This is a genomic window from Roseomonas rosulenta (assembly GCF_016106005.1).
Classification (GTDB): domain Bacteria; phylum Pseudomonadota; class Alphaproteobacteria; order Acetobacterales; family Acetobacteraceae; genus Neoroseomonas; species Neoroseomonas rosulenta.
In genome coordinates, this window is record NZ_JACADR010000008.1 from 25,698 (window position 1) to 45,682 (window position 19,985).

Genomic DNA, 19,985 nt, shown 5'->3' on the forward strand with positions numbered 1-19,985 from the left:
GCGCGGTGATGCATTCGATTGGGAGGCGGGTACGGCCTGTGCGCCTACGAGACCTTAGCCTTGCTGGCACGATCTGTTTGGCGGCGGCATGCTCGGCCCCGGCTCAGCGCGCCATCGTGCCCATGCTGCGCGGGGCGCCTTCGGATGAACGGCCGCCATGGTTGCGCGATCTGCCGCAGCCGATCGAGCGGTATCCCGTGCCGCATGGTTGGGGCGGCGACAATCTGGCGGCACGACAGACCGGCGTGAATGCCTGCTAGTCGCTCAGGAAGCCGCTGGGCGCGCGAGGACGCGCGAAACCGCAGTGTGCGCCCAGACGCCACCACGACCGGGCGTCGGCACGCGGCGGTGGTTGAGGGCTCGGGCCAGGGCCGCGTGCCCCTGCACGCCGGCTTCGCGCAAGCGGTGCAGTTCCAGCCCGCGCCGATGTGCAGCGCGTTCCGCATCTTCCCGCCGCACCCGTGCCGCCGCGGCGGCGTCCGGACCGGTGGCTGGCCGGTAGCCGCGGTCGCCCCCGAGGGTCTTGCCCGTGCCTTGGCGGCCGCCAGCGCCGCCCTGGTCCGCGCGCTGATCAGCTCGCGCTCCTTCTGCGCCATCGCCGCGTAGATCCGCGGCATCAGGTCGTCCGCACCCGGCATGTCCGCCGCGCGGATCGACACACCATCCTCCAGCAACTGCGGCAGCGTGTGATCGCGGCGGCGAGGGCGCGCGTGCAGGGGTGGGTGGCGCTCGTTGGCGCGGCACGGGCTGCGTTCGGTGTCGCGTATCTGGTGGGGGGGGCCGCGACGGCCGCGATGCCCGGCACGCGCAAGCTGCGCGCGAAGAACAGACGACGAGGAGGCCGGCGGATGCGTCAGCTCGTGAGGCTGAGCGCGATGGCGCTGCTGAGCGGAAGCGGCGCGGCGATTTCTGATCGGCCGTGTCCGCGGGTGACCGAGTTCCCTGCCGCGCTGCAGCGGCAGGCCGCGGTTGGCTTCGGCGCGGCGCCTGAACTGGCACGAATGATGGACGCGATGGCAGCGGATCGGGCTTTCAACCGGGCGATTTGTTGCTGAATATCGCCGCGTTCACCGAGCCCCGCGCTCCAGCTGCTTTCGAGGGCGGGTACCCCGGTCCATCGGAATCACGATAGCACGTCACCCAAAGATGACGTCAGCGACGGCGCCGCGGTTCGTTTCTTAGCCCCCGGGGCCGTCCCTCATGACGTATCCCATCAGGTCGCCCACGTTGCGCTCCAAATCCCGGATGATTTCCTTGACGACGTCTCCGATGGAAATCACGCCCACGACCTTACCCGCGTCCAGCACCGGCAGATGGCGAAAGCCGCGCGCAGCCATCATTGTCATGCAGCCTTCCAGACGGTCGTCAGGCTTCACAGTGACCGGATTGCCCGTCATCACCTGGCTCACCGGCGTCTGCTTCGCATCGAGCCCCGGCAGCAGCACTTTGATGGCGCAGTCACCCTGGGTCACGATACCGACCAGAACGTCGTCATCGATAACCAGCACCGACCGGACCCGGTTGTCGCGCATCTGGCGCAGGGCCTCGACGACCATGTCGCCGGAACGAACCTGGATCAGGGCGCCAGTCTTCTGGGCCAGTGCGTTTTTGACGGTGTTCATCGATTTCCTCTCGCAGGCCTTGTCTCGGCACGCCTGCGTAGTCTGCGTTGAAGGTTGGTGTATCGGCAACGTCGACGTCACGGTACGCGGCGCGCGGCGCGCAACGTCAGCGCGTCGACGGTGGATCTGGCTGCGGCGCCGCTTGCGGTGCAGGTGGTGAAGCGACGCGTGGGTTGAGAAGGCGTCGAGGTGGCACCGAGCGCTCTAAGCAGGCCAACAACCGGTTGGGTGGGATCGAGATAGTGCTGGCGGCCATCGTGCTGCTGCTGCCCGTGGGCGAGGGCAGCGTCGTCGCCATACTGCGCAGGATGCTCGGCGGATGAACGGCTCTGCTCATTGAGATAGATCAAACCTCACGCGCTGAACGGGTAACAGACTGTGAACCGTCGCACGCGAGTGGGTGCTTCCCCTTCCACTCCGCCGGCGAGAGCAGGTAGGGGCGGAATCGGATGATGATGCGGGTGGCCGCTGCGGCAGCAGCCCTTCTTCTTTCTGCAACAACTGCCTCGGCCCAACCGGCCGAGCCCGGTCCGACGCTTAGCCAGGTGCGCCAGCGCGGCACGCTCGCCTGCGGGATCCCGCCAGGCGTGCCGGGCTTTGGGGCCCAGGCCACCAACGGTGTTTGGCAGGGTCTCGAGATCGACATCTGCCGTGCCATTGCCGCGGCCGTGTTGGGCGACGCACAGCGCGCCAGCTTCACCCCCCTCAGCAGCCAGGCCCGATTCCCCGCCCTGCAGCAGGGCCAAGTGGACGTGCTCACGCGCGCAGTGACATGGACGCAGTCGCGCGACACACAGCTCGGCTTCAACTTCGCCCCCGTCACCTTCTATGACGGGCAGGGTTTCCTGGCGCGCCGCGCGAACATCAGCCGCGCTCAGGACCTGCAGGGCAGCGCCATTTGCACGTTCTCCGGCTCCACCAGCGAGGCGAACCTTGCCGACTGGGCCCGGGCCAATCGCGTGACCTATACCCCCGTCCTGGTGAGCGAGCCGGGAGCCATGCGCACTGCGTACGAGGAAGGCCGCTGTGCGGCGATGTCCACCGACGCCTCGCAGCTGGTTGGCATCTTGACCACGCTGCGTAACCCGGCCGAGCACCAGGTTCTGCCCGATCGCATCAGCAAGGAGCCGCTAGCTCCCGTAGTGCGTCACGGCGACGAGCAATGGACCGAGGTCGTCCGCTGGACCGTCTTCGCCTTGATCGAGGCCGAGGAGCTCGGCGTCACTTCGGCCAATGCGGAAGCCATGCTGACCAGCGACAACCCGGCCATCCGCCGTCTGCTTGGCGCGATGGGTGATCATGGTCCGATGATGGGCCTTGACGCTCGCTGGGCCTTCAATGCCATCCGCCAGGTCGGCAACTACGGCGAGATCTTCGAGCGGAACCTCGGCGCTGGATCGCCCATCGGCTTGGCGCGCGGCGTTAACGACCAGTGGACACGCGGCGGTCTCATGTACGCGCCACCGATCCGCTGATGCAGACGTAGAACTGCGGGTCGCTGCCGGCGGGGACGCGGACGCTGGCGCTGGAGACCAGCTGGGACCTGCCGAGCCTCGGGCCCCGCGCGACGGCAAACATCGACGTCACCGGCGCTGGCGCGCGGCGGGGGACTTCGCCGACGCCTCGCTCGACGCCAGCAGCATCGCCTTCGTGCTCGACTGCCACATGTGGTCGAACGATACGGTGCGTGTGACGGCGCGGAACGTCAGCGCCTCCGCGGTGGATCTCCCCGCGGCGCCGCTGGCGGTGCTGGTGACAATGCGGAGGATACCGTCGTTGACGCTCGGCTTCCGACGTGGCGCTCGAACGCCTCTCACACAGCGAAGCCCGCGAATACCTGGTGGCAGCAGATGTCGCGGTTCTCCGCAGCGTGCCGAGGCCGGCCAGCGAGGCAAGCCGTACGTGAAGCTCGCGCGGTGCACGCGGGGCAGGGCGTTCATCCATCGCGCCCAAGGCGACACCATCAACCGGTGGGCTCCGGCAGCACGCCGATCTGGGCGAGTAGTCGGAGAGAGAACTCCCGCCGGAACGCGGCCAACGATGCGAAACCGGGCGCGCGGGTGAACAGCGCGAACACGACCGGCGATGCAGGGGGGCGGACCACGAAGCCGCAGTACCAACCCTCGAATAGTCCGCCGAACGCGCCGGGCGTGACCGGTCCCGAGCCGGTCTTCCCATGTATCACCGCCGTGCCGACCTGCCCTGACCGGCTCGCCTGCGCGAGCGCGCGGAGCGCACGCTGCGACACGCCGAGGCGGCCGCCCAGCAGCTCGGCAAGGAAGGCGACCTGCTCCGAGACCGAAATCGAGAGGCCGCCACCTAGCCAGAAGCTGTCGGAGCCGTCTGAGACCGCAGCATTGCCGTAGCGCCAGTGGGTGAGGATCGAGCGGTATCGGGCCGCGCCGACCTCCGCCGCGACGTCCTGGAAGTACCAGACCGCTGAGTCCTCGAAGGCGCTCCCCAGCGTGTGGTCGCGCCGCCAGGCGGCTGGCCAGTGTGGCAAGGCTGGGCGGCGCGCGGGATCCCAGCGCCGCGGCGCGTCAAGTCCCGCGGCGACACCGGTTTCGAGCGCGATGAGAAGGTTCGGGATCTTGAAGCTCGACCAGGGTGCATGGCGAGAGGCGAGGTCGCTGTCCTCGAGCGCTTGCTCCGTCCCGCTGCCAAGGTCGCGCGCCAGGAACGCTACCTCCCGCGCGCCGATCGCCTCCAAGAGGGGGGCGCGACGGATGGTCGCGCGCGTTGTCGCGCCGGCCGGGGGGAGCGGGCTGAGCAGTGTCGTGGCGGCGATCAGCGCGCTGCGTCGTGCAAGGGGTGAAAGGCTGAGCATCGTTGGGCTCCCTGCGATGCCTGACGGCTAGCCCCGACCCTGGCCTGAGCCAAATGATGGCTTGTCAGCATCTACTGAATACGGTTCAGCATTTGCATGGACTGGATGCGGCTCGACCTCAACCTGCTGAAGATGCTGGCGATCCTGCTGGAGGAACGTAGCGTCGCCCGGGCAGCGGAGCGGCTACACGTCAGCGCCTCCGCCGTCAGTCATGCGCTGGCGCGGTTGCGGCGGTTGCTTGGGGATCCGCTGCTGGTCCGCACCGGCAACGCCCTCGCGCCGACCGCCCGGGCGCGGGCGATCGAGGGGCTACTGCTTCGGCTCCTGCCGCAACTCGGCCTCGCGCTCGGCGATCCTCGGGCGGTGCCGGCGACGCGGAGCTCGCAGCGGACGCTGACCATTGCCTCGCCTGCGGCGCTCGATTTGACGCTGATTCCGGAGGCTGCCGGACGCCTGCGGCAGGAGGTGCCCGGCTGGACCCTTTCGGTCGAGGCGTTCCAGCGCCGCAGCTACGAGGCGGACCTGCTGACCGGGCGGGTGGACGCTGTCCTGTCGGTCGGGGGGCACACGCCGGCCGGCGAGGCGATCGCCGTCGAGACGTTGTGGGAGGACGAGGTCGTGGCCGTCGCCGGTGCGGGCGCGGGGATCGCCGCGCAGGTGTCGGAGACGTCGCTTGCAGACCTGCTCGATCGGCCGCAGCTCTATCCGCTGCCGTGGCCGACCTCCCAGAACTACCTCGATGTCTGGCTGGCGCGGCAGGGGCGTCACCGCCGGATCGCGCTTGGCCTGCCGAGCTACGCCGGCGCGGCGGAGGTGCTGCGGCGCACCGACCTTATCGCCATAATGCCGGACCGCACGGCGGCAGCGATGCTGCGGCAGGCACCGGAGCTACGCATCCTGCGGGTCGTTCCGCCACTCCGCTCGCCGCTGTCCCTCGCCTGGCGCCGCCGCGATGCCGCCGACCCTGACGCGGCCTGGGCACGGCGGCTGATCGCCGAGGCGGCGGCGGCGGTGCCGCGTGGGATCCCCGCGGAGCCTGTCCGCTAGCGGACCGGGCCGTAGGATGGGGCTGTGCGGACCCAGGCTCGTCCTCGTTTGCCATGGAACGCGGCGCTTGGCCGTGGCATCAGCCGCGCCGGAACATGCGCATGACCATTCACCTTCGCGATGTGACCATCGCCGCCGACATTGTCGGCGACGGTCCTCCCCTTGTCCTGTTGCACGGCGCACTTGGCGATCGGCGGACGCTCGCGCCCGTGGCTGCGCACCTCGCCGATCGCTGGCGCGTCATCGTGCCGACGCAGCGGCATTTTGGCCCCGCGCCGCGCAGCGTGGGCAGAAAGCCTTTCGGCACGGCCAGCCAAGCGGAAGACCTGATCGCCATGGTCGATGTGCTCGGCCTGACCCGGGCGCATGTCGTCGCCTGGTCGTTCTCGGCCCATTCCGCACTCGCCGCAGCGCTGGCTGCACCGGAGCGGATCCGCAGCCTGTTGGTCTACGAGCCAGGTTTTCCGACCTTCGTGACCGATCCTGCGGCGCGGTTCGAGATCTCGGCCGATGGCGCCCGTGCCTTCGGCCCGGTGGTCGAGGCCGCGCAGCGTGGCGACTGGGCGGAGGCCGCCCGTCGGCTGATCGACGCCGCCGCGGGCGAGCCCGGTTGGTTCGATGCCCAGCCGCCGGAGGTGCGCCGGATCCACCTCGACAACGCCGACACCATCGGGCTGCTGTTCACTCAGACGCCGCCCGTGCCCGTCGCGGCCGAGGAACTGGCGCGGCTTGCGGTGCCGACGACCGTCGCCTGGGGCTCCGACACCACGGCCACCTACCGCCTGGTCTCGCAGGCAGCGGCGCAGGCGATCCCAGGCGCACGGTCCATCGCGGTTCCGTCGGCGGGCCATCTCCTGCCGGAAGCGGCCCCGTTGCGCTTCGCGCGGCTCGTTGCGGCGCATCTCGAAGGCGCGGACGGCTGACCTGCCGGCCAGCGCGCCGAGGCCGTCATCAAACGGCCAGGACCATCGCCGCCAGGGCGAAACCCAGATGTGCCGCACCATGAGCGACCATGGCCGCGAGCAGGTCGCGCATGGCGAAGAGCAACCCGAGGACCGCCCCCGCGATCGCGTTCAGCAGCAACGTGCGCAGCACCGCGCCGGCATCCGGTGCGATGCCTCCAGCGGCCAGTGCCGGGAGATGGCTGGCGGCGAACAGCAGGGCCGCGAGCCCTACGGCGGCCGCTATGCACCAAGGCGGCAGTCGCACTGCGCTCCGCGCGAAGCCTTGCCACAGCGCAAGCGCGATCAGGCTCATCGCGCCCCAGCGCAACAGCACCTCTTCCACCACCCCGCCGTAGAGAAGGCCGACGAATAGAGCAGAGGCGCTCCATCCCTCAATCACCGAGGGCGGCTGATCGGGCGCTGCCTGCCAAAGGCCACGGGTCGCGTGGTCGGCCAGCGCGATCAGCAGGCCTAGCAGCAAGCCAGTCGTGGCCTGTCCGACGCGCTGGGCGGGGCGGCAGCCGCTGGTCAGCAAGAAGCCGCAGCGCGCTGCAGCCCAGCTTCCGGTGAAGGAAAGCGTCACCAGCAGGAGGCTCGGCTGCAACAGCAGTGTCGGACTGGGAACGCCGGGCACCTCTGGCAGCACGAGCAGCAGGGAAAGGATGCCGGGGCAGCCCGCCAGCAGCACGATCCATGCGTTCCGCCAAGGCCGAGCCCGGCCTGGGGAGGACGATGAGGAGGAGGCGGGATCGCGGCTCATGGCTGGTGAGCTTGGGAACGGCCGGATGCGGCGGTGAACAGCGTCGCCGCGGAAGGCGGCTGGAACTGCGACGTCGGCGGCTGTGCCTGAGCCTCGCACCGGGCTGTTCCTCCCACACGCCGCCCGACCGCGCCCATGCCGAACAGGGGGCGTAGCCAGGCGGTCCGCCCAATCAGCGCGGCGCCGCCCAGGCTGATCACGAAGGTCGCCGCCGCGATGACCAGCCCCTTCGAGAGCGGCGCGCCCGTCCAGTCGAACAGCGTCCAGCCGAGCAGCACGATGACGGTCTGGTGCAGCATGTAGAACGCGAAGGACAGCGGCGCGAAGCTGACGAGGATCGGGACTCGGTGCGCAAGCCAGCGTCGGGCGGCGGCCAGCAGGGCGAGCAGCACGAGCCATTCCGCCGCGGTGCGCAGGGCGAGGCGCGCCGGCAGCGAAAGATCGAGCAGGCCCATCCCGCCGCGCGCCGCCGGCAGGCCGGCGAACCACAGCGCCGCGGCAAGGAGCGCCAGTCCCGTCAGCAGCCCCCAGCGCCGCGTCACCGCCGCCTCGAGCGCCGCATTCCGCGCGAACCACCAGCCGAGGATGACGAGCAGGCCATAATGCGCATGGTTCGCCCAGTCCGCGACGAGGTCGTGGCTGCCGGGGAAGGCCGGCCGGAGCAGGAGCTCGAGCGCGACCAGGAGTCCGGCTGGCAGCAGCAACCGCCAGGGCGATGCAGCGATCCATGCCGCCAGGCGCCGGACGTCTCCGCCGCGCGACACCAGCGCCAGCAGGACAGCGTAGAGCAACAGGTAGGGCAGGAACCACAGGTGGTGCCAGGAGAAGTTCGCCGCCGGGTAGCAGCAGACGAAGGCCTCCGGCAGGAAGGCCATAAAATCTCCCGCGAAGACCGGCGCGCTCTGCCGCAGGGGGGCGGCCGGCGTGACCCGTTCCACCCAGACCTGCGGCGGAACCAGCACCAGTATGCCGAAGGCCAGGGGCAGCAGCAGCCGCGCCGCACGCTCCCGTAGGAAGGCGGCGGGGCCGCGGCTCTCCAGCGCATAGGCCGCGGCCATGCCCGCCAGCAGGAACAGCAGAGGCATCTGCCACAGCTCGATCGCGCGCAGCAGGACGGAGGCCCCCGCATGCGGCGCGGCCGCGTCCTTCATGTGCCACGGCGTCGCGTCGAACAGGCGCGCGGTATGGAACGGCACCAGCAGCAGAACGGCGAGGCTGCGGAGGTTGTCCACGTCGTGGCGGCGGGGGCTGGACGGCGGGGTCATGCGGCACCTAGGATGAATGAATGAACCGATCATTCACTAAAGACCAGCCGACCGCAATCCGCCGAGGTCCGCGCCCCGCACCGGGCAGGCTTGCCGCCATTGCAGAGGCCGCCGCGCGGGTCTTCACCCGCCAGGGCTTCCGGCTGTCACAGGTCGCGGACGTGGCGCGCGAGGCGGGCGTGGCTGCCGGAACCGTCTATCTCTACGCCGCCGACAAGGCGGCGCTGCTCGATCTGGCGATCCGCGTGGCGGGCGGCCTTCGCCTGCCGGCTGGTGACGGGCCCGTGCGGGCCGACCTGGACGCAGTCCTCGCCGAAGCGCTCGGGCCGCGCCTCGCGCTGCCGCGCATGCAGGCCGTGGCCGCTGGTGACCCCGATTGTGCGGCCACGCTGCGCGACATCGCCGGGGAACTCTACGATCTGCTGGCGCGGGAAGCGCGCCTCATCCTGCTGCTCGACCGGCTCGGTGCGGAGGTCCCGGAGATCAGCGCCGCCTACGGCACGCGGCTTCGCGCGCGTGCGTTGAAGGATTTTACGCGCGCGATCCGGCAGCTGGCGATCCGCGGCGACGTGCGGACAGATCTGGAACCGGAACTGGCGGCGCGGGCCGTGCTGGAGATGATCGCCTGGATGGCCATGCGCCGCCCCGGCAATTCCACGCCACCGGCGGGCGACGAGGCACTGGCGCGCGAGACGACGATCCGTCTTGCGGAAGCCGCCCTGACGCCCGATCGCAGGCCGCCATCGCGCATCGGGCGCTAACCGGGAAGGGGCAGCGGACCGGCCGAGATCCTCGCCGCGCCGGAGACGCGGATGCCCGTGCCAGCGCCGGGCGGGATCTCGGCGCGCAGCAGCGACGGCATGCCCATGTCCTGGCCCTGCAGGATCTCGATGCCGCCGCCATGCGGCCAGCCGAGCGCGCGCAGATAGCCAGCGAAGGCGGCCGCGGCTGCGCCGGTCGCGGGATCCTCGGCGACACCTCCGGCCGCGAAGGCGTTCCGGGCATGGAAGCGGTGTGGGCTCTCGGCCTGGACCAGCATGATGGTGACCAGGCCAGCGTCGCGCATCAGCGCCGCGCCCGCCGCGAGGTCATACGCCATGGCGGCCAGGCGTTCGCGCGAGGAGAGCGCCAGCAGCAGGTGGCGGGCCCCGGCGCCCATCACGGCCGGCGGCAGGCGCGGGTCGAGTTCCTCCGGCGCGTAGCCGAACAGGGCCAGCGCCTCCTCCAGCAGCGCGGTTGGGGCCGCCTCGTGCCAGGTCGGCGGCGAGACCAGCGTGGCGATGAGGTGCCCGCCTTCGCGCCGCCCCTCGACCGTGATCTCGGCCTCGTTCAGCAGAAGGCGATGCACGCCCTCCCCGGCCTGTCGGGCCAGCGCCGCGCCGAGCGCAATGGTGGCGTGGCCGCAGAAGGGCACCTCCATCGCCGGGGCGAAGTACCGCACGCGCCAGCCGCCCGGCACGGGTGCGGCGAACACAGTCTCGGAATAGCCGAGGTCGGCCGCCACCGCCTGCATCGCCGCGGCCTCGGGCAGCGCGCCGAGCAGCACGACGCCGGCAGGGTTGCCGCCCGTCCCGTCCATGGCGAAGGCTGCGATGTGTTGCACGTCCATGCGTGTTCTCCCGGGGGAAGACTGACGATCAGCTCAGATTGGCCGGTACGGCACCCAGACATAGCCAGCGGGTTCGAGAAGATAGGCCTGGCGCAGGCCGTGCGGCTTGTCCTCGGACGGGGCAAGGACCGGTGCGCCGTGCTCGCGCGCCCGCGCCTCGGCGGTGTCGGGATCCTGGCCGTAGCGGCGGAGCTCGACACCGCCTCCGCGCGCCTCGAGGCCGTGCACCGCGGCGGAAAACGGGTGGTGGCGATACGCATGGTCGCCATGCGGCAGCCAGAGCGCCGTCTCGCACCGCATCACCGCGAACTGGTCCTCGACATGGGCCGCGATCGCGCCGAGCACCACTGTCTGGAACCGCACGGCCTCCGCCACCGATGGCACGAGCAGGTTGACCCCGAGGCCAGGCGGCAGGCCGCAGCCGAAGCACATGGGATCCGGTCGGGGCGGGTCCATGGTCGGGTGCAGGCTCACGGCGATCCTCCAGGCGGGGCGGGGGCTGGCGGGAAGGCTACGGGATGCATGGACGGGTGTTGGAGATTTAGGTCAGTAAATCTGACCTGCAACCGCGGAGGGTCTCGCCCCTGCGCTCGGGAGTGCGACGATGCTGCGGATCCTCGGCAAGGCCACCTCCATCAATGTTCGCAAGGTCCTCTGGACCTGCGCCGAGATCGGCCGTCTCTACACCCGTGAGGATTGGGGCAGCGGCTTCGCCGATACCCGCGTCCCGGCATTCCTTGCCTTGAACCCCAATGGGCAGGTGCCCGTCCTGGTGGATGGCGAGACCGTCCTGTGGGAGAGCAACACGATCTGCCGCTACCTCGCCGCTGTCGCCGGACGATCCGACCTTCTGCCCACAAGCCCGGGCATGCGGGCGCGGGTCGAGCAATGGATGGATTGGCAGGCCACCGACCTCAACAGCGCCTGGCGGGGGGCCTTCATGGGTCTCGTGCGACGCGACCCGACCCATGCAGATCCGCAGCGGATCGCCGCCAGCGTGCAGGCCTGGAACGCGGCGATGGGGATCCTCGACGCGCGCCTTGCGGCAACCGGGGCCTTCGTGGCGGGCGAGACCTTCACCCTCGGCGACATCGTGCTCGGCCTCTCGGCCAATCGCTGGAGGATGACGCCGATGGAGCGGCCTCACCTGCCGGCGGTCGAGGCGTGGCTGAACCGCCTCCGCGAGCGGCCCGGCTACCTCGAGCACGGCGACAACGGCATCCCCTAGCGGCTGCGGCCGGACCGCCATGGATCGGGGCAGCCCTCCTGATCGGAAGCCGCGGACTCGCCTCTCACAAAGTCCGCCAGTGGCGACGGTTGGAACCCGGGCGCACGCCCTCCGGCGAGGGCGGCACTACGTCGATTGGCCGAAGCGTGCTCATCGCGGGTCTGCACGCCGCACTTCACCACGCCGAAGCACAGTCGGGACGACGAACGGCAGAAGCCATGGCGCTGGAGGCTGGTTGCGGGGCCCGGCGTCGGCTGGCCCTCCTAGGTTCTTCTCCGCGCCGGGTCCGCGCGTCTCGGCTACATCATTCCCATCACAAGGCTATCAGCCGCCTGCCGCTGTTGCTCGGTCAGCACCGTGTAGAGTGGCGTAAGGGCTGCCCTGAGCCGATGCAGCGCCTCGATGTGCACGGTCGCCATCCGCTCACGCTGCTCGAGGCGCTGGGGCAGCGTGAGGGCTGGCGTGGTCGCCGTCGGCTGCTGCGCTGCCTGCGGCATTTGCGCGCGCAGTTCAGTCATGGCCCGGCCATTGGCCCGAAGCGCCTCAGCGAAGGCGTTCCACTGCGCCGTCTGCGCCTCAGTGATGCCGATCTCCGCCTTGAGGAATGCGATGCGTCCCTCGACATGCTCGCCCATCATGCCATGGCCCATCATGCCCGCTCCCATCGGCATGCCGCCGCGCATCATGGGCATCGTCATGCCGGGGCCCATGCCTGGTCCCGGCATCATGCGACCCGCGCCGACGGGTGCCGAACCCTGCGCTGCGGGCGGGGCAGGTGCAGCCGGCGGTGCGGTCTGCGCCCATGCGGCGCCACCCAGGCCGACAAGTATCGCCGCGGCGCCGAGCGCAGACTTTCTCGAAAACTGCATGACATTCCTCCGATGGTTTACAATTGGCCCTGGAGCGTGCACGGCCGGCTGGTGGCGGCCGGGCTGCCGCGGGTCAGGCCGTCCCCGCAGCGGCGAGTTCCGCCACCACCTGGCGCAGCTTCTCGCGCACCTGCGCTGCCGTCTCAGCCAGCGCCGGGTTGTCGATCGCGCGCATCGACGCGACCGGGTCGACCGCCGAGACCTGCACATGGCCATCCGCCATTGCCTGCAGGACGACATTGCAGGGAAGCATCGTGCCCACCTTGTCCTCGGCCTGGAGGGCCCGGTAGGCCATCTCCGGATTGCAGGCCCCAAGGATGCGGTACGGACGGAATGCCACGTCGAGCTTCTTCTTCAGCGTCGCCTGCACATCGATATCCGTCAGCACTCCGAATCCATGGCGCTGCAAGGCCTCGGTCGTCGCCGCGACAGCCCGTTCCATCGGGCCTTCGATGCTGCTCGTGAAGTGGTATGACATGGAGGCAAGTCCTTTCACGGGTCCGGCCGGATGCGAAGGCGTCAGACGACGCTTCGTCGGCGCTCACCTTCAGGCGCGGTCTTCGGCGCACCACCGCCAAGGCGGGACCCGAGATCCGCGCCGCGGCCGAACTGACAGGCCATGCAGCATCGTGAACCGCACAATGGTACATGGCACTGCCACTGAACCGGCCTGAGATGCGCCCGAATCTGCCGCGACGCCGAGGCTGGATCACGATGTGACAACGCGCCGCAGTCCGGCAGGTTGCACGGCGCTGGATCGGCGGCGAGACGGGGGCGATCCGGCAGGTTGCTGAACTGCTCCGCTACGGCACCATCGAGACTGCTCCAGTCGATTGGGAACTGAGGGCAGATGCAGACCCTTCGATCGCCGGCGCCGCAAGCAACTCATGCCCCCTGAAAGGCGTTATCTGCCTGCGGCGCATGGCCGCAGAAGGCATCCCATGTTCAAGCTCACAGCCCTCGCATTCATGCCCACCAGCGCCGTGATCTTCGGGATTCTGGTGATCGTGATCCTGAGTTTTCCCTCGGCGACGACCGACTTCTCCGAAGGGGCCTGGCTGATCTACGGATCGGCGGCACTGAGCATCGCAATATCGGTTCCGATTGCCTGGCTCGTGGCACGTCGAATGCTGAACCGACGCGAGCGTCGCCTAATCGATGCTGGCGCAGGCACCGGCACGCACATTGCAGTCCCGCCTTCCTGATGCTCGCCGCTGCAAGATCGAGCACGGCGTGATCGTCTGGTCGAATCAAGCGCCGAGCACGCCTTGGTTCCATTGGCTCCCGCGCCCGGATCTCAATGTTGGCTGCGCGAAGGACGGCGCGATCGCTCTGTTTTAATGCCTCAGGGAGAGAACTATGTGCTTTTCGGAATGCGGTTGGTAGGGACGCAATCGGCTAACGCTCCCGCATTCCTACCCCAGAGAATTTCGTTCTCCGGTTCCGTTCCCTGCAGCGGTGAGGATTCCGACCTTCGACCCCGAGGCTGGCCAGCGCGGACCTCGATTGATCGGCGCTCAGACCGGGACCGTCAGGGATTGGGATCGTCGGCTGGGCGTCCCCCCTCAAGTCGAAGGGTCCAGGGGCCCTTAGGCCCTTGGCGGGTCAGGGCCGGGGGAGGGCAAGGCCCTCCCCCGCGCCGCGCGCGTGCCGACCTCTCAGGGCAGGAACCTGTAAGCCATGGTCACGCCGACCACGCCCTGTGTCGCGCTGCCGCGGTCCACCAGCGGGCTGTCGGCTGACTGGCCGAGGATGCGCCCGACCTCGCCGAAGACGATCATGCTCCAGCGCTGGTCGATCACCCAGGTCGCGCCGCCGGCGATCGCGCCGTACCAGTAGTCGTTCGGGCGGAACACCGCGTAGCCGCTGCGCTGCGACTGCGTCTCGTCGACCCCGAAGAAGGTCTCGGCGAAGCCGCTGCCCCCCCAGGACAGGCGCGGGCCGGCGGAGAGGATCACCTGCGGATGCACGCGCCAGACGCGGTCGGCGCGCGCATCGGCGACCAGGCCAGAATAACCGCCGAAGCCGTAGCGCACCTCGCCGCGCAGCAGCCAGGTGCCATCGGAATAGGAGACGAAGCCGCCGCCCTCGCCCGACAGGCGGATATCCCCCATGCCGCGCAGCGCGCTGTTGTCGTCCTGGTCACGGCCGAAGCGCGGGCGCAGCACCAGGCCGGCGGAGAAGGGGCCTTCGCGCAGCACGGTCGCACCGAACCCGTCGCGGAAGGACAGGAAGACGGTGTCGAAGGGTGCGCGGATCTCCGGTGCGGCCAGCGGCCGCGCCGTGATGTCGTTCGAGCCGAGATAGTCGGGTGTCACCAGCACGCCGAAGCCGATCCCGATCCGCCACTGGTCGAAGGCCGGCGCGCCGAGCGCGGGTGCTGCCTGGGGGGCCAGGCCGGTCTGCGCCGTGGCGCGGCCGGCCGCAAGGCAGCCGACCACGAGTGCCAGGATCGGCAGGAAGCGGTGCATCGATGAAGTCTCCCGGAGGCGCGCCGCCGGGTTCATGCCCGGCACGGTCGGCCCTTTACCATTCATGCGGCGCCAGATAAGCGGCCCGGCGCAAGACGCCAAGCAGGGGGACGCCTAGTCATGTCGGTCGATCTCGAGATCGCGCGGGCCGCGACGCTGAAGCCGATCCGCGAGATCGCGGCCAAGGCCGGCATCCCGGAGGACGCGCTCGAACCCTACGGCAAGTACAAGGCGAAGGTCGGGCTCGACTTCATCGCCGCCCAGCAGGACCGCCCGGATGGCGCGCTGGTGCTCGTCACGGGCATCAGCCCTACCCCGGCGGGCGAGGGCAAGACCACCACGACGGTCGGGCTCGGCGATGCGCTCAACGCGCTCGGCGTGAAGACGATGATCGCGCTGCGTGAGCCCTCGCTCGGCCCCTGCTTCGGCGTGAAGGGGGGCGCGACGGGTGGCGGCCATGCGCAGGTGCTGCCGATGGAGGACATCAACCTCCATTTCACCGGCGACTTCCACGCCATCACCAGCGCCAACAACCTGCTGGCGGCGATGGTGGACAACCACCTGTACTGGGGGAACGGCACGGGGCTCGATGCCCGGCGCATCTCCTGGCGCCGCTCGCTCGACATGAACGACCGCGCGCTGCGCTCGGTGGTGTCCTCGCTGGGCGGTGTCGCGAACGGCTTCCCGCGCGAGGACGGCTTCGACATCACCGTCGCCTCCGAGGTGATGGCGGTTTTCTGCCTGGCGCGCGACCTGCCGGATCTACAGGCGCGGCTCGGCCGCATGATCGTGGGGCAGACGCGCGACGGAAAGTCGGTGACGGCGGCCGACATCAAGGCCGATGGCGCCATGGCGGTGCTGCTGCGCGACGCCTTCGCGCCCAACCTGGTGCAGACCATCGCGGGATCGCCCGCGCTGGTGCATGGCGGGCCCTTCGCCAATATCGCGCATGGCTGCAATTCGGTGATGGCCACGCGGCTCGGGCTGAAGCTGGCCGACGTGGTGGTGACGGAAGCGGGCTTCGGCGCCGACCTTGGCGCCGAGAAGTTCATGGACATCAAGTGCCGCCAGGCGGGCCTCGCTCCCGCCGCCTGCGTGGTGGTGGCGACGGTGCGCGCGCTCAAGATGCATGGCGGCGTGGCCAAGGCCGATCTGGGGCGCGAGGACGTGGCGGCGGTGAAGCGCGGCGTGGTGAATCTCGCGCGCCATGTCGAGAACGTGGGCAAGTTCGGCGTGCCGGTGGTGGTCGGGCTCAACCGCTTCACCTCCGACACCGAGGCCGAGATTGCCGCGGTGCAGGAGGCGATGCGCGCGCAGGGGACCGAGGCGATCCTGTGCACGCATTGGGGCGACGGGGCGCAAGGTGCACTCGACCTCGCGCGCGCGGTGCAGGGCATGATCGAAAGCAGGCGCGCATCCTTCGCGCCGCTCTATACCGACCACGTCTCTCTGGCCGGCAAGATCGAGACGATCGCGCGCGAGATCTATCGCGCCGCCTCGGTCTCCATTCCCTCCGCCGTCGCGCAGAAGCTCGAGCGCTTCGAGCGGGAGGGCTTTCGCGACCTGCCGGTCTGCATCGCCAAGACGCAGTATTCCTTCAGCGCGGACCCCACCAAGCTTGGCGCGCCGGAAGGTCACGTCCTGCCGGTGCGCGAGGTGCGGCTGTCCGCCGGCGCGGGCTTCGTCGTCGCGGTCTGCGGGGACATCATGACCATGCCCGGCCTGCCGCGGCATCCGGCGGCAGAGAGCATCATGCTGGACGGGCTGGGGCGGATCGAGGGGCTGTTCTGATCCGCGGCCGCGACGCCCGGCCGGGCGTCGCGGCGCGATGGCTCAGCGGCCGAGCGCCGGCCAGGCGTTGGAGTCGGCGGTGTCGGGCAGGACCTGGCGCCGCATGCCGGGATACTTCTCGTAGAAGCACCTCTCGGCCTGCGCCTTGATCAGGCCGAAGACGGGCATGGCGCGGATGGCCCGGCAGCGCGGCCCGCCATTGTCGTAGAGCTCGCCCGCGCCGTCGGGCTTGAAGAACAGCTTCGCCCAGGCATTGCCGGGGATGTAGACGCTGATCTCGGCGCCGTTGGTCACGTAGAAGGAGATGTGGACGTTCTCGCCGTCTCGCGCATGCGGTGCGCAGACGGTGATGTGGCACTGCATGGGCAGCAGCCAGCCCGTGCTCTCGTTGTGGAGCAGGCCATAGTCGTAGATGCCGAGCGACCAGTCCGGCGCGCCATTGATCCAACCTGCCACCGAGTCTCTCCCTGAGCGTGGGTGCGCGATGACCGCGCGATCCTGCAAGCATATCGCACGAGCGGCCGGGGTGCGCCCGCGAATGCGCCGTCAGCGTCGTGCTTCCTGCACCCCCACGCGGATGAAGGCGCCGAGCGCGCGCGCCAGGCAGTCGTTGAGCTTGTCGATCTCGGCGGCACGGCGGTCGCGCTGCGCGCGTTCCATGTCGACCGTGCCCGCCTCGGTCCAGGCGCGCATGATATCGTAGCGGGAGAAGAACCCCGCATGCCCCGCGGCTGCCAGCACCCGCAGCGCATCGCGGTAGGGGTCCACCTCGGCATTGGCGCGCAGGAAGCGGCTGTACTGGATGCCCATTACGATGGCGTCGACGCCGCGTGCGTGCAGACGCTGCAGGCCCTGGCCCATGATGGCGGCCATGTCGTCGATCGGCAGGCCACGGACCACCTCGGTCATGCCGGCCTGCCAGATCACCAGGTCGATCGGGCCGGCGCGCAGCGCCTCCTCGATCTGGCGCCACTGGTCGGCCGCGGTCGTACCCCGCGCGCCGCGGACCTCGACGCTCAGTTCGAGATCGGGCCGGCGTTCACGCAGCAGGGCCTCGAGCCGCACGGGCCAGGCCGCAGCCGGCGACGTGACGCCCGGCCCCGAGACCGAGGCCGACCCGACCGCGAGGATGCGCAGACGGCCGGTGGAGATGCCGGTGGCAGTGGCGCGCAACGGCGGGGAGGCGAGCCATTCGGCAGGCGCGCCGCAGCCCGGGCCCTGCTCGGCCGCGACCGGCCAGGCAAGGCTCAACCCGACCAGCAGGGCCAGGACGTGGCGCATCCTCAACGAGTATCGCCCGCCGCCGGGGTAGGCAAGGGTGGCGTGGCGCGCCGCGGGCTGCGCTTCTCCGCGCCGTACCAGGCGGTCACCACGGCAAGGCCGACCAGAAGGGCCGCCCCGGCCAGATTCACCATCACCTGCATCGCCCAGCGATCATCGGCCTCGAGCGCCAGGCGCCCGGCGAAGGACAGCGCGATCCCGGCGCAGAAGACCGGCAGCGCCTGCTGGCCGAGCAGGGCCAGCACCAGCGCCGGGCGGCGTCGAAGCCAGGGCGCGTCGCGCGTCACGCCATGGGCGATCAGGTAGGTCAGCGCCAGCATGGTCAGCAGCCGCGCCGGGTGGAGCGAGGCTTTGTCGATCGCGGCGAGGTAGGGTGCGAAGGCGGGCAGGCGCGCCTCGGCGAAGTCCCAAGTGAAATAGATTAGCACCGTCATGGCAGCACCTGCCGCCAGCAGGACCCAGCACAGCGCGCCCGCCCAGGGCCGCCAGGGCACCGACAGCGGCGCCCCGCCCGGCGGCCGGTAGCCGAGGGCGCAGCCGATGAAGAACAGCAGCTGCCAGGCCAGAGGGTTGAAGAACCAGTCCTCCCCGCGCCAGGAGGGCAGGCTGAGGTCGAAGACGCGCGCGCAGGCCCACAGCGCGGCCGAAAGCCCCAGCATGAGCCACGGCCTGCGCACCAGCGGCATGGCCAGCGCGAACATCGCCAGCACCACGATGTAGAGCGGCAGGATGTTGAGGAAGGAGGGCTGGTAGCGCAGCAGCAGCGCCTCCAGCAGCGCGCGGTAGGGCTCGGCCGCGAAGGGGTCGAGATGCAGTTCGTCCAGGTAGGCCGCCGCATCCAGCCGCTCGGCCGACAGGCCGACCTGCGCGGTGAACAGCACCAGCAGGAAGATGTGCGCGACATACAGCGTGAAGACGCGGCCCATGACGCGCGAGGCCGCGAAGAACCAGCCTTGCCGGTCGAGCACGAGCCCGTAGGCGAGCCCCGCCGCATAGCCCGCGAGCAGCACGAAGGCCTCGGTCGCGTCGGCGAGCGTGTAGTTGCGCGGCGTGACATAGCCGAGCCAGTTGCCCGGCGTGTGGTTCACGAAGATCGCCCACAGCGCGAAGCCGCGGACGATGTCCACCCTGAGGTCGCGATCCTGGCGAATGAGGGCAAGCATTCCCCCTGATGAACACCCCGGGCGCGCGCCCCGCAAGCCCGCGCGTGTAACGCCGCGTCAGCCGAGGCCGCGGGCGATGGCCTCGACGTCCTGCGCCGCCGCGCAGCCGGGATGGCGCGTGAGCAGCGGCGCCTGGTGGCGGATGGCGTCGCGCACGCGCGAATCGCGGCGGACCACGCCGGCCAGCGGGATCTCCCGCTTCAGGAAGGTGGCGGCGGCGCGGGCCAGCGCCGCATGCGTGCGCTGCCCGCCGGCGGCGTCGGCGGCGAGGTTCACAACGATGCGGGCATCGCCCCCGGGGCGGTCGCGCGCATGGAGCTTCAGCACGGCATAGGCGTCGGTCAGGCTGGTGGGTTCCTCGGTGGCCAGCACCAGCAGCGTGTCGGCGGCGGCGGCGATGCGCCGCTGCGGCGCCTCGAGCCCGGCGCCGAGATCCACCACCACCCGGTCCCAGCGCGTGGCGGCCCCCGCGATGGCGTCCAGCACAGCCTCAAGCGCCCCACCCTCGAGTGCCGCCAGCGCGCCCGAGCCGGACCGACCGGCCAGGATGTCGATGCCCGCGGCGGTGTGGCGTGACGCGGCCTCCTCCGTCGGCAGGCGTCCGGCGACCACGGCCGAGAGGTCGTGCTGCGGCTGGAAGCCGAGTTGCACATCGACGTTGGCGAGGCCGAGATCGGCGTCGACCAGCAGCACCCGCGCGCCGCCGCGCGCGAAGGCCTGCGCCAGCGTGATGGCGAACCAGGTCTTGCCCACGCCCCCCTTGCCGGACGCGATGGCGATGACGCGCCCGCGCGCGGCAAGCGGGGTGGCGGCGGCGTGGCGCATTCAGGCGGCCTCCTGCGGTGGTGCGGCGGCACGGCGCGGTGCGGCCAGGCGCGCGGCGAGGCGCGATGGCGAGAGCGGTTCAAGCCCGTCCGCCACGTCCGGGCCGATTCCGGCCTCGGTCAGCAGCAGCGGTCCGGCCTCCGCCGCGGCGAGCACGGCGCCGAGGCGCCGCGCGGAATCGAGCCGTGTCGCGACCAGGTGCCGCGCGCCCAGCGCGGCGAAGGCGCGCGCGAGGTCGGCGGCCTCCGCGGCATCGAGGCCGGCCGGCAGCACCAGCACGAGC

At 70.5% G+C, this 19,985-nt stretch carries 23 protein-coding genes and 1 pseudogene; 8 read left to right on the top strand and 16 right to left on the bottom strand.

Annotation, left to right across the window (positions count from 1 at the left end):
- Window positions 1-44: 44 nt before the first annotated feature.
- Window positions 45-638, bottom strand: a complete 594-nt coding sequence (locus HW578_RS02675; protein WP_369407801.1) for a hypothetical protein — start codon at window positions 636-638, stop codon at window positions 45-47.
- Window positions 639-722: 84 nt separating this feature from the next.
- Here HW578_RS02675 and HW578_RS27675 point away from each other — a divergent pair, with 84 nt between their 5' ends.
- Window positions 723-1,055: a hypothetical protein gene (locus HW578_RS27675; protein WP_232478518.1), complete on the top strand. Its 333-nt coding sequence runs from the start codon at window positions 723-725 to the stop codon at window positions 1,053-1,055.
- A gap of 123 nt (window positions 1,056-1,178) precedes the next feature.
- Here the strand turns inward: HW578_RS27675 and HW578_RS02680 are convergent, their stop codons facing one another.
- Both HW578_RS02680 and HW578_RS02685 read right to left on the bottom strand, forming a co-directional pair.
- The gene (locus tag HW578_RS02680) at window positions 1,179-1,622 is read right to left on the bottom strand and encodes a CBS domain-containing protein (protein WP_198368980.1); all 444 of its coding nucleotides are present in this window, start codon (window positions 1,620-1,622) and stop codon (window positions 1,179-1,181) included.
- Between the two features lie 77 nt (window positions 1,623-1,699).
- On the bottom strand, window positions 1,700-1,972 hold the full coding sequence (locus HW578_RS02685; protein WP_198368981.1) for a hypothetical protein: 273 nt from the start codon (window positions 1,970-1,972) through the stop codon (window positions 1,700-1,702).
- Window positions 1,973-2,071: 99 nt separating this feature from the next.
- On the opposite strand from HW578_RS02685, the gene HW578_RS02690 reads away from it, so the two are divergent.
- On the top strand, window positions 2,072-3,097 hold the full coding sequence (locus HW578_RS02690) for an amino acid ABC transporter substrate-binding protein (RefSeq protein ID WP_232478519.1): 1,026 nt from the start codon (window positions 2,072-2,074) through the stop codon (window positions 3,095-3,097).
- 488 nt (window positions 3,098-3,585) lie between these two features.
- On the opposite strand, the gene HW578_RS02695 is transcribed toward HW578_RS02690, so the two are convergent.
- Window positions 3,586-4,449, bottom strand: coding sequence for a class D beta-lactamase (locus HW578_RS02695; protein ID WP_198368982.1), 864 nt, complete (start codon window positions 4,447-4,449; stop codon window positions 3,586-3,588).
- A 96-nt stretch (window positions 4,450-4,545) separates the two neighbouring features.
- Here HW578_RS02695 and HW578_RS02700 point away from each other — a divergent pair, with 96 nt between their 5' ends.
- Window positions 4,546-5,496, top strand: coding sequence for a LysR family transcriptional regulator (locus HW578_RS02700; RefSeq protein WP_198368983.1), 951 nt, complete (start codon window positions 4,546-4,548; stop codon window positions 5,494-5,496).
- Between the two features lie 101 nt (window positions 5,497-5,597).
- Window positions 5,598-6,419 (top strand): alpha/beta fold hydrolase, encoded by an 822-nt coding sequence (locus tag HW578_RS02705; protein ID WP_198368984.1) that lies wholly within the window; start codon window positions 5,598-5,600, stop codon window positions 6,417-6,419.
- A gap of 28 nt (window positions 6,420-6,447) precedes the next feature.
- On the opposite strand, the gene HW578_RS02710 is transcribed toward HW578_RS02705, so the two are convergent.
- Complete coding sequence (locus HW578_RS02710) at window positions 6,448-7,128, bottom strand: CPBP family glutamic-type intramembrane protease (RefSeq protein ID WP_198368985.1); 681 nt, start codon at window positions 7,126-7,128, stop codon at window positions 6,448-6,450.
- A gap of 68 nt (window positions 7,129-7,196) precedes the next feature.
- Complete coding sequence (locus HW578_RS02715) at window positions 7,197-8,465, bottom strand: acyltransferase family protein (protein WP_198368986.1); 1,269 nt, start codon at window positions 8,463-8,465, stop codon at window positions 7,197-7,199.
- A gap of 20 nt (window positions 8,466-8,485) precedes the next feature.
- Between HW578_RS02715 and HW578_RS02720 the strand changes: the two genes are divergently transcribed.
- Window positions 8,486-9,226: a TetR/AcrR family transcriptional regulator gene (locus HW578_RS02720; RefSeq protein ID WP_198368987.1), complete on the top strand. Its 741-nt coding sequence runs from the start codon at window positions 8,486-8,488 to the stop codon at window positions 9,224-9,226.
- Here the strand turns inward: HW578_RS02720 and HW578_RS02725 are convergent.
- Both HW578_RS02725 and HW578_RS02730 read right to left on the bottom strand, forming a co-directional pair.
- The gene (locus HW578_RS02725; protein ID WP_198368988.1) at window positions 9,223-10,074 is read right to left on the bottom strand and encodes a PhzF family phenazine biosynthesis protein; all 852 of its coding nucleotides are present in this window, start codon (window positions 10,072-10,074) and stop codon (window positions 9,223-9,225) included. The two genes, HW578_RS02720 and HW578_RS02725, sit on opposite strands and share 4 nt — an antisense overlap.
- Window positions 10,075-10,107: 33 nt before the next feature.
- Complete coding sequence (locus HW578_RS02730; RefSeq protein WP_198368989.1) at window positions 10,108-10,548, bottom strand: VOC family protein; 441 nt, start codon at window positions 10,546-10,548, stop codon at window positions 10,108-10,110.
- A 130-nt stretch (window positions 10,549-10,678) separates the two neighbouring features.
- Here HW578_RS02730 and HW578_RS02735 point away from each other — a divergent pair, with 130 nt between their 5' ends.
- On the top strand, window positions 10,679-11,302 hold the full coding sequence (locus HW578_RS02735) for a glutathione S-transferase family protein (protein WP_198368990.1): 624 nt from the start codon (window positions 10,679-10,681) through the stop codon (window positions 11,300-11,302).
- A gap of 299 nt (window positions 11,303-11,601) precedes the next feature.
- Here HW578_RS02735 and HW578_RS02740 read toward each other — a convergent pair whose 3' ends face one another.
- Together HW578_RS02740 and HW578_RS02745 are read right to left on the bottom strand one after the other, a co-directional pair.
- Entirely contained in the window at window positions 11,602-12,000 is a 399-nt protein-coding gene (locus tag HW578_RS02740; protein ID WP_198368991.1) for a Spy/CpxP family protein refolding chaperone, read from the bottom strand.
- 244 nt (window positions 12,001-12,244) lie between these two features.
- Window positions 12,245-12,649 (bottom strand): DUF302 domain-containing protein, encoded by a 405-nt coding sequence (locus HW578_RS02745; RefSeq protein ID WP_198369004.1) that lies wholly within the window; start codon window positions 12,647-12,649, stop codon window positions 12,245-12,247.
- A gap of 463 nt (window positions 12,650-13,112) precedes the next feature.
- Between HW578_RS02745 and HW578_RS02750 the strand changes: the two genes are divergently transcribed.
- The gene (locus HW578_RS02750) at window positions 13,113-13,376 is read left to right on the top strand and encodes a hypothetical protein (RefSeq protein ID WP_232478520.1); all 264 of its coding nucleotides are present in this window, start codon (window positions 13,113-13,115) and stop codon (window positions 13,374-13,376) included.
- Between the two features lie 453 nt (window positions 13,377-13,829).
- Here the strand turns inward: HW578_RS02750 and HW578_RS02755 are convergent, their stop codons facing one another.
- Complete coding sequence (locus tag HW578_RS02755; RefSeq protein ID WP_198368993.1) at window positions 13,830-14,642, bottom strand: MipA/OmpV family protein; 813 nt, start codon at window positions 14,640-14,642, stop codon at window positions 13,830-13,832.
- A 120-nt stretch (window positions 14,643-14,762) separates the two neighbouring features.
- Between HW578_RS02755 and HW578_RS02760 the strand changes: the two genes are divergently transcribed.
- A complete protein-coding gene (locus HW578_RS02760) occupies window positions 14,763-16,433 on the top strand; it encodes a formate--tetrahydrofolate ligase (protein WP_198368994.1) in 1,671 nt (556 codons plus the stop codon).
- Window positions 16,434-16,475: 42 nt separating this feature from the next.
- Here the strand turns inward: HW578_RS02760 and HW578_RS02765 are convergent, their stop codons facing one another.
- The 5 genes and pseudogenes from HW578_RS02765 to HW578_RS02785 form a co-directional block, all read right to left on the bottom strand.
- Window positions 16,476-16,889 (bottom strand): hypothetical protein, encoded by a 414-nt coding sequence (locus HW578_RS02765; RefSeq protein ID WP_198368995.1) that lies wholly within the window; start codon window positions 16,887-16,889, stop codon window positions 16,476-16,478.
- 90 nt (window positions 16,890-16,979) lie between these two features.
- Entirely contained in the window at window positions 16,980-17,714 is a 735-nt protein-coding gene (locus HW578_RS02770) for an SGNH/GDSL hydrolase family protein (protein WP_198368996.1), read from the bottom strand.
- A 2-nt stretch (window positions 17,715-17,716) separates the two neighbouring features.
- On the bottom strand, window positions 17,717-18,841 hold the full coding sequence (locus tag HW578_RS02775; protein WP_198368997.1) for an OpgC family protein: 1,125 nt from the start codon (window positions 18,839-18,841) through the stop codon (window positions 17,717-17,719).
- A gap of 93 nt (window positions 18,842-18,934) precedes the next feature.
- Window positions 18,935-19,702 carry a nucleotide-binding protein gene (locus tag HW578_RS02780; protein WP_198368998.1) on the bottom strand — a complete coding sequence of 256 codons (768 nt, stop codon included), beginning with the start codon at window positions 19,700-19,702 and terminating at the stop codon, window positions 18,935-18,937.
- Window positions 19,703-19,985 (bottom strand): annotated as a pseudogene (locus HW578_RS02785) (GTP-binding protein); the annotation flags it as partial.

Coding starts and splice junctions, on each gene's coding strand:
- HW578_RS02675 (WP_369407801.1), bottom strand. CDS start 638: ATGCCGGGTGCGGACGACCTGATGCCGCGGATCTACGCGGCGATGGCG.
- HW578_RS02680 (WP_198368980.1), bottom strand. CDS start 1,622: ATGAACACCGTCAAAAACGCACTGGCCCAGAAGACTGGCGCCCTGATC.
- HW578_RS02690 (WP_232478519.1), top strand. CDS start 2,072: ATGATGATGCGGGTGGCCGCTGCGGCAGCAGCCCTTCTTCTTTCTGCA.
- HW578_RS02695 (WP_198368982.1), bottom strand. CDS start 4,449: ATGCTCAGCCTTTCACCCCTTGCACGACGCAGCGCGCTGATCGCCGCC.
- HW578_RS02700 (WP_198368983.1), top strand. CDS start 4,546: ATGGACTGGATGCGGCTCGACCTCAACCTGCTGAAGATGCTGGCGATC.
- HW578_RS02705 (WP_198368984.1), top strand. CDS start 5,598: ATGACCATTCACCTTCGCGATGTGACCATCGCCGCCGACATTGTCGGC.
- HW578_RS02715 (WP_198368986.1), bottom strand. CDS start 8,465: ATGACCCCGCCGTCCAGCCCCCGCCGCCACGACGTGGACAACCTCCGC.
- HW578_RS02720 (WP_198368987.1), top strand. CDS start 8,486: ATGAACCGATCATTCACTAAAGACCAGCCGACCGCAATCCGCCGAGGT.
- HW578_RS02725 (WP_198368988.1), bottom strand. CDS start 10,074: ATGGACGTGCAACACATCGCAGCCTTCGCCATGGACGGGACGGGCGGC.
- HW578_RS02735 (WP_198368990.1), top strand. CDS start 10,679: ATGCTGCGGATCCTCGGCAAGGCCACCTCCATCAATGTTCGCAAGGTC.
- HW578_RS02740 (WP_198368991.1), bottom strand. CDS start 12,000: ATGACGATGCCCATGATGCGCGGCGGCATGCCGATGGGAGCGGGCATG.
- HW578_RS02745 (WP_198369004.1), bottom strand. CDS start 12,649: ATGTCATACCACTTCACGAGCAGCATCGAAGGCCCGATGGAACGGGCT.
- HW578_RS02750 (WP_232478520.1), top strand. CDS start 13,113: ATGTTCAAGCTCACAGCCCTCGCATTCATGCCCACCAGCGCCGTGATC.
- HW578_RS02755 (WP_198368993.1), bottom strand. CDS start 14,642: ATGCACCGCTTCCTGCCGATCCTGGCACTCGTGGTCGGCTGCCTTGCG.
- HW578_RS02760 (WP_198368994.1), top strand. CDS start 14,763: ATGTCGGTCGATCTCGAGATCGCGCGGGCCGCGACGCTGAAGCCGATC.
- HW578_RS02770 (WP_198368996.1), bottom strand. CDS start 17,714: ATGCGCCACGTCCTGGCCCTGCTGGTCGGGTTGAGCCTTGCCTGGCCG.
- HW578_RS02780 (WP_198368998.1), bottom strand. CDS start 19,702: ATGCGCCACGCCGCCGCCACCCCGCTTGCCGCGCGCGGGCGCGTCATC.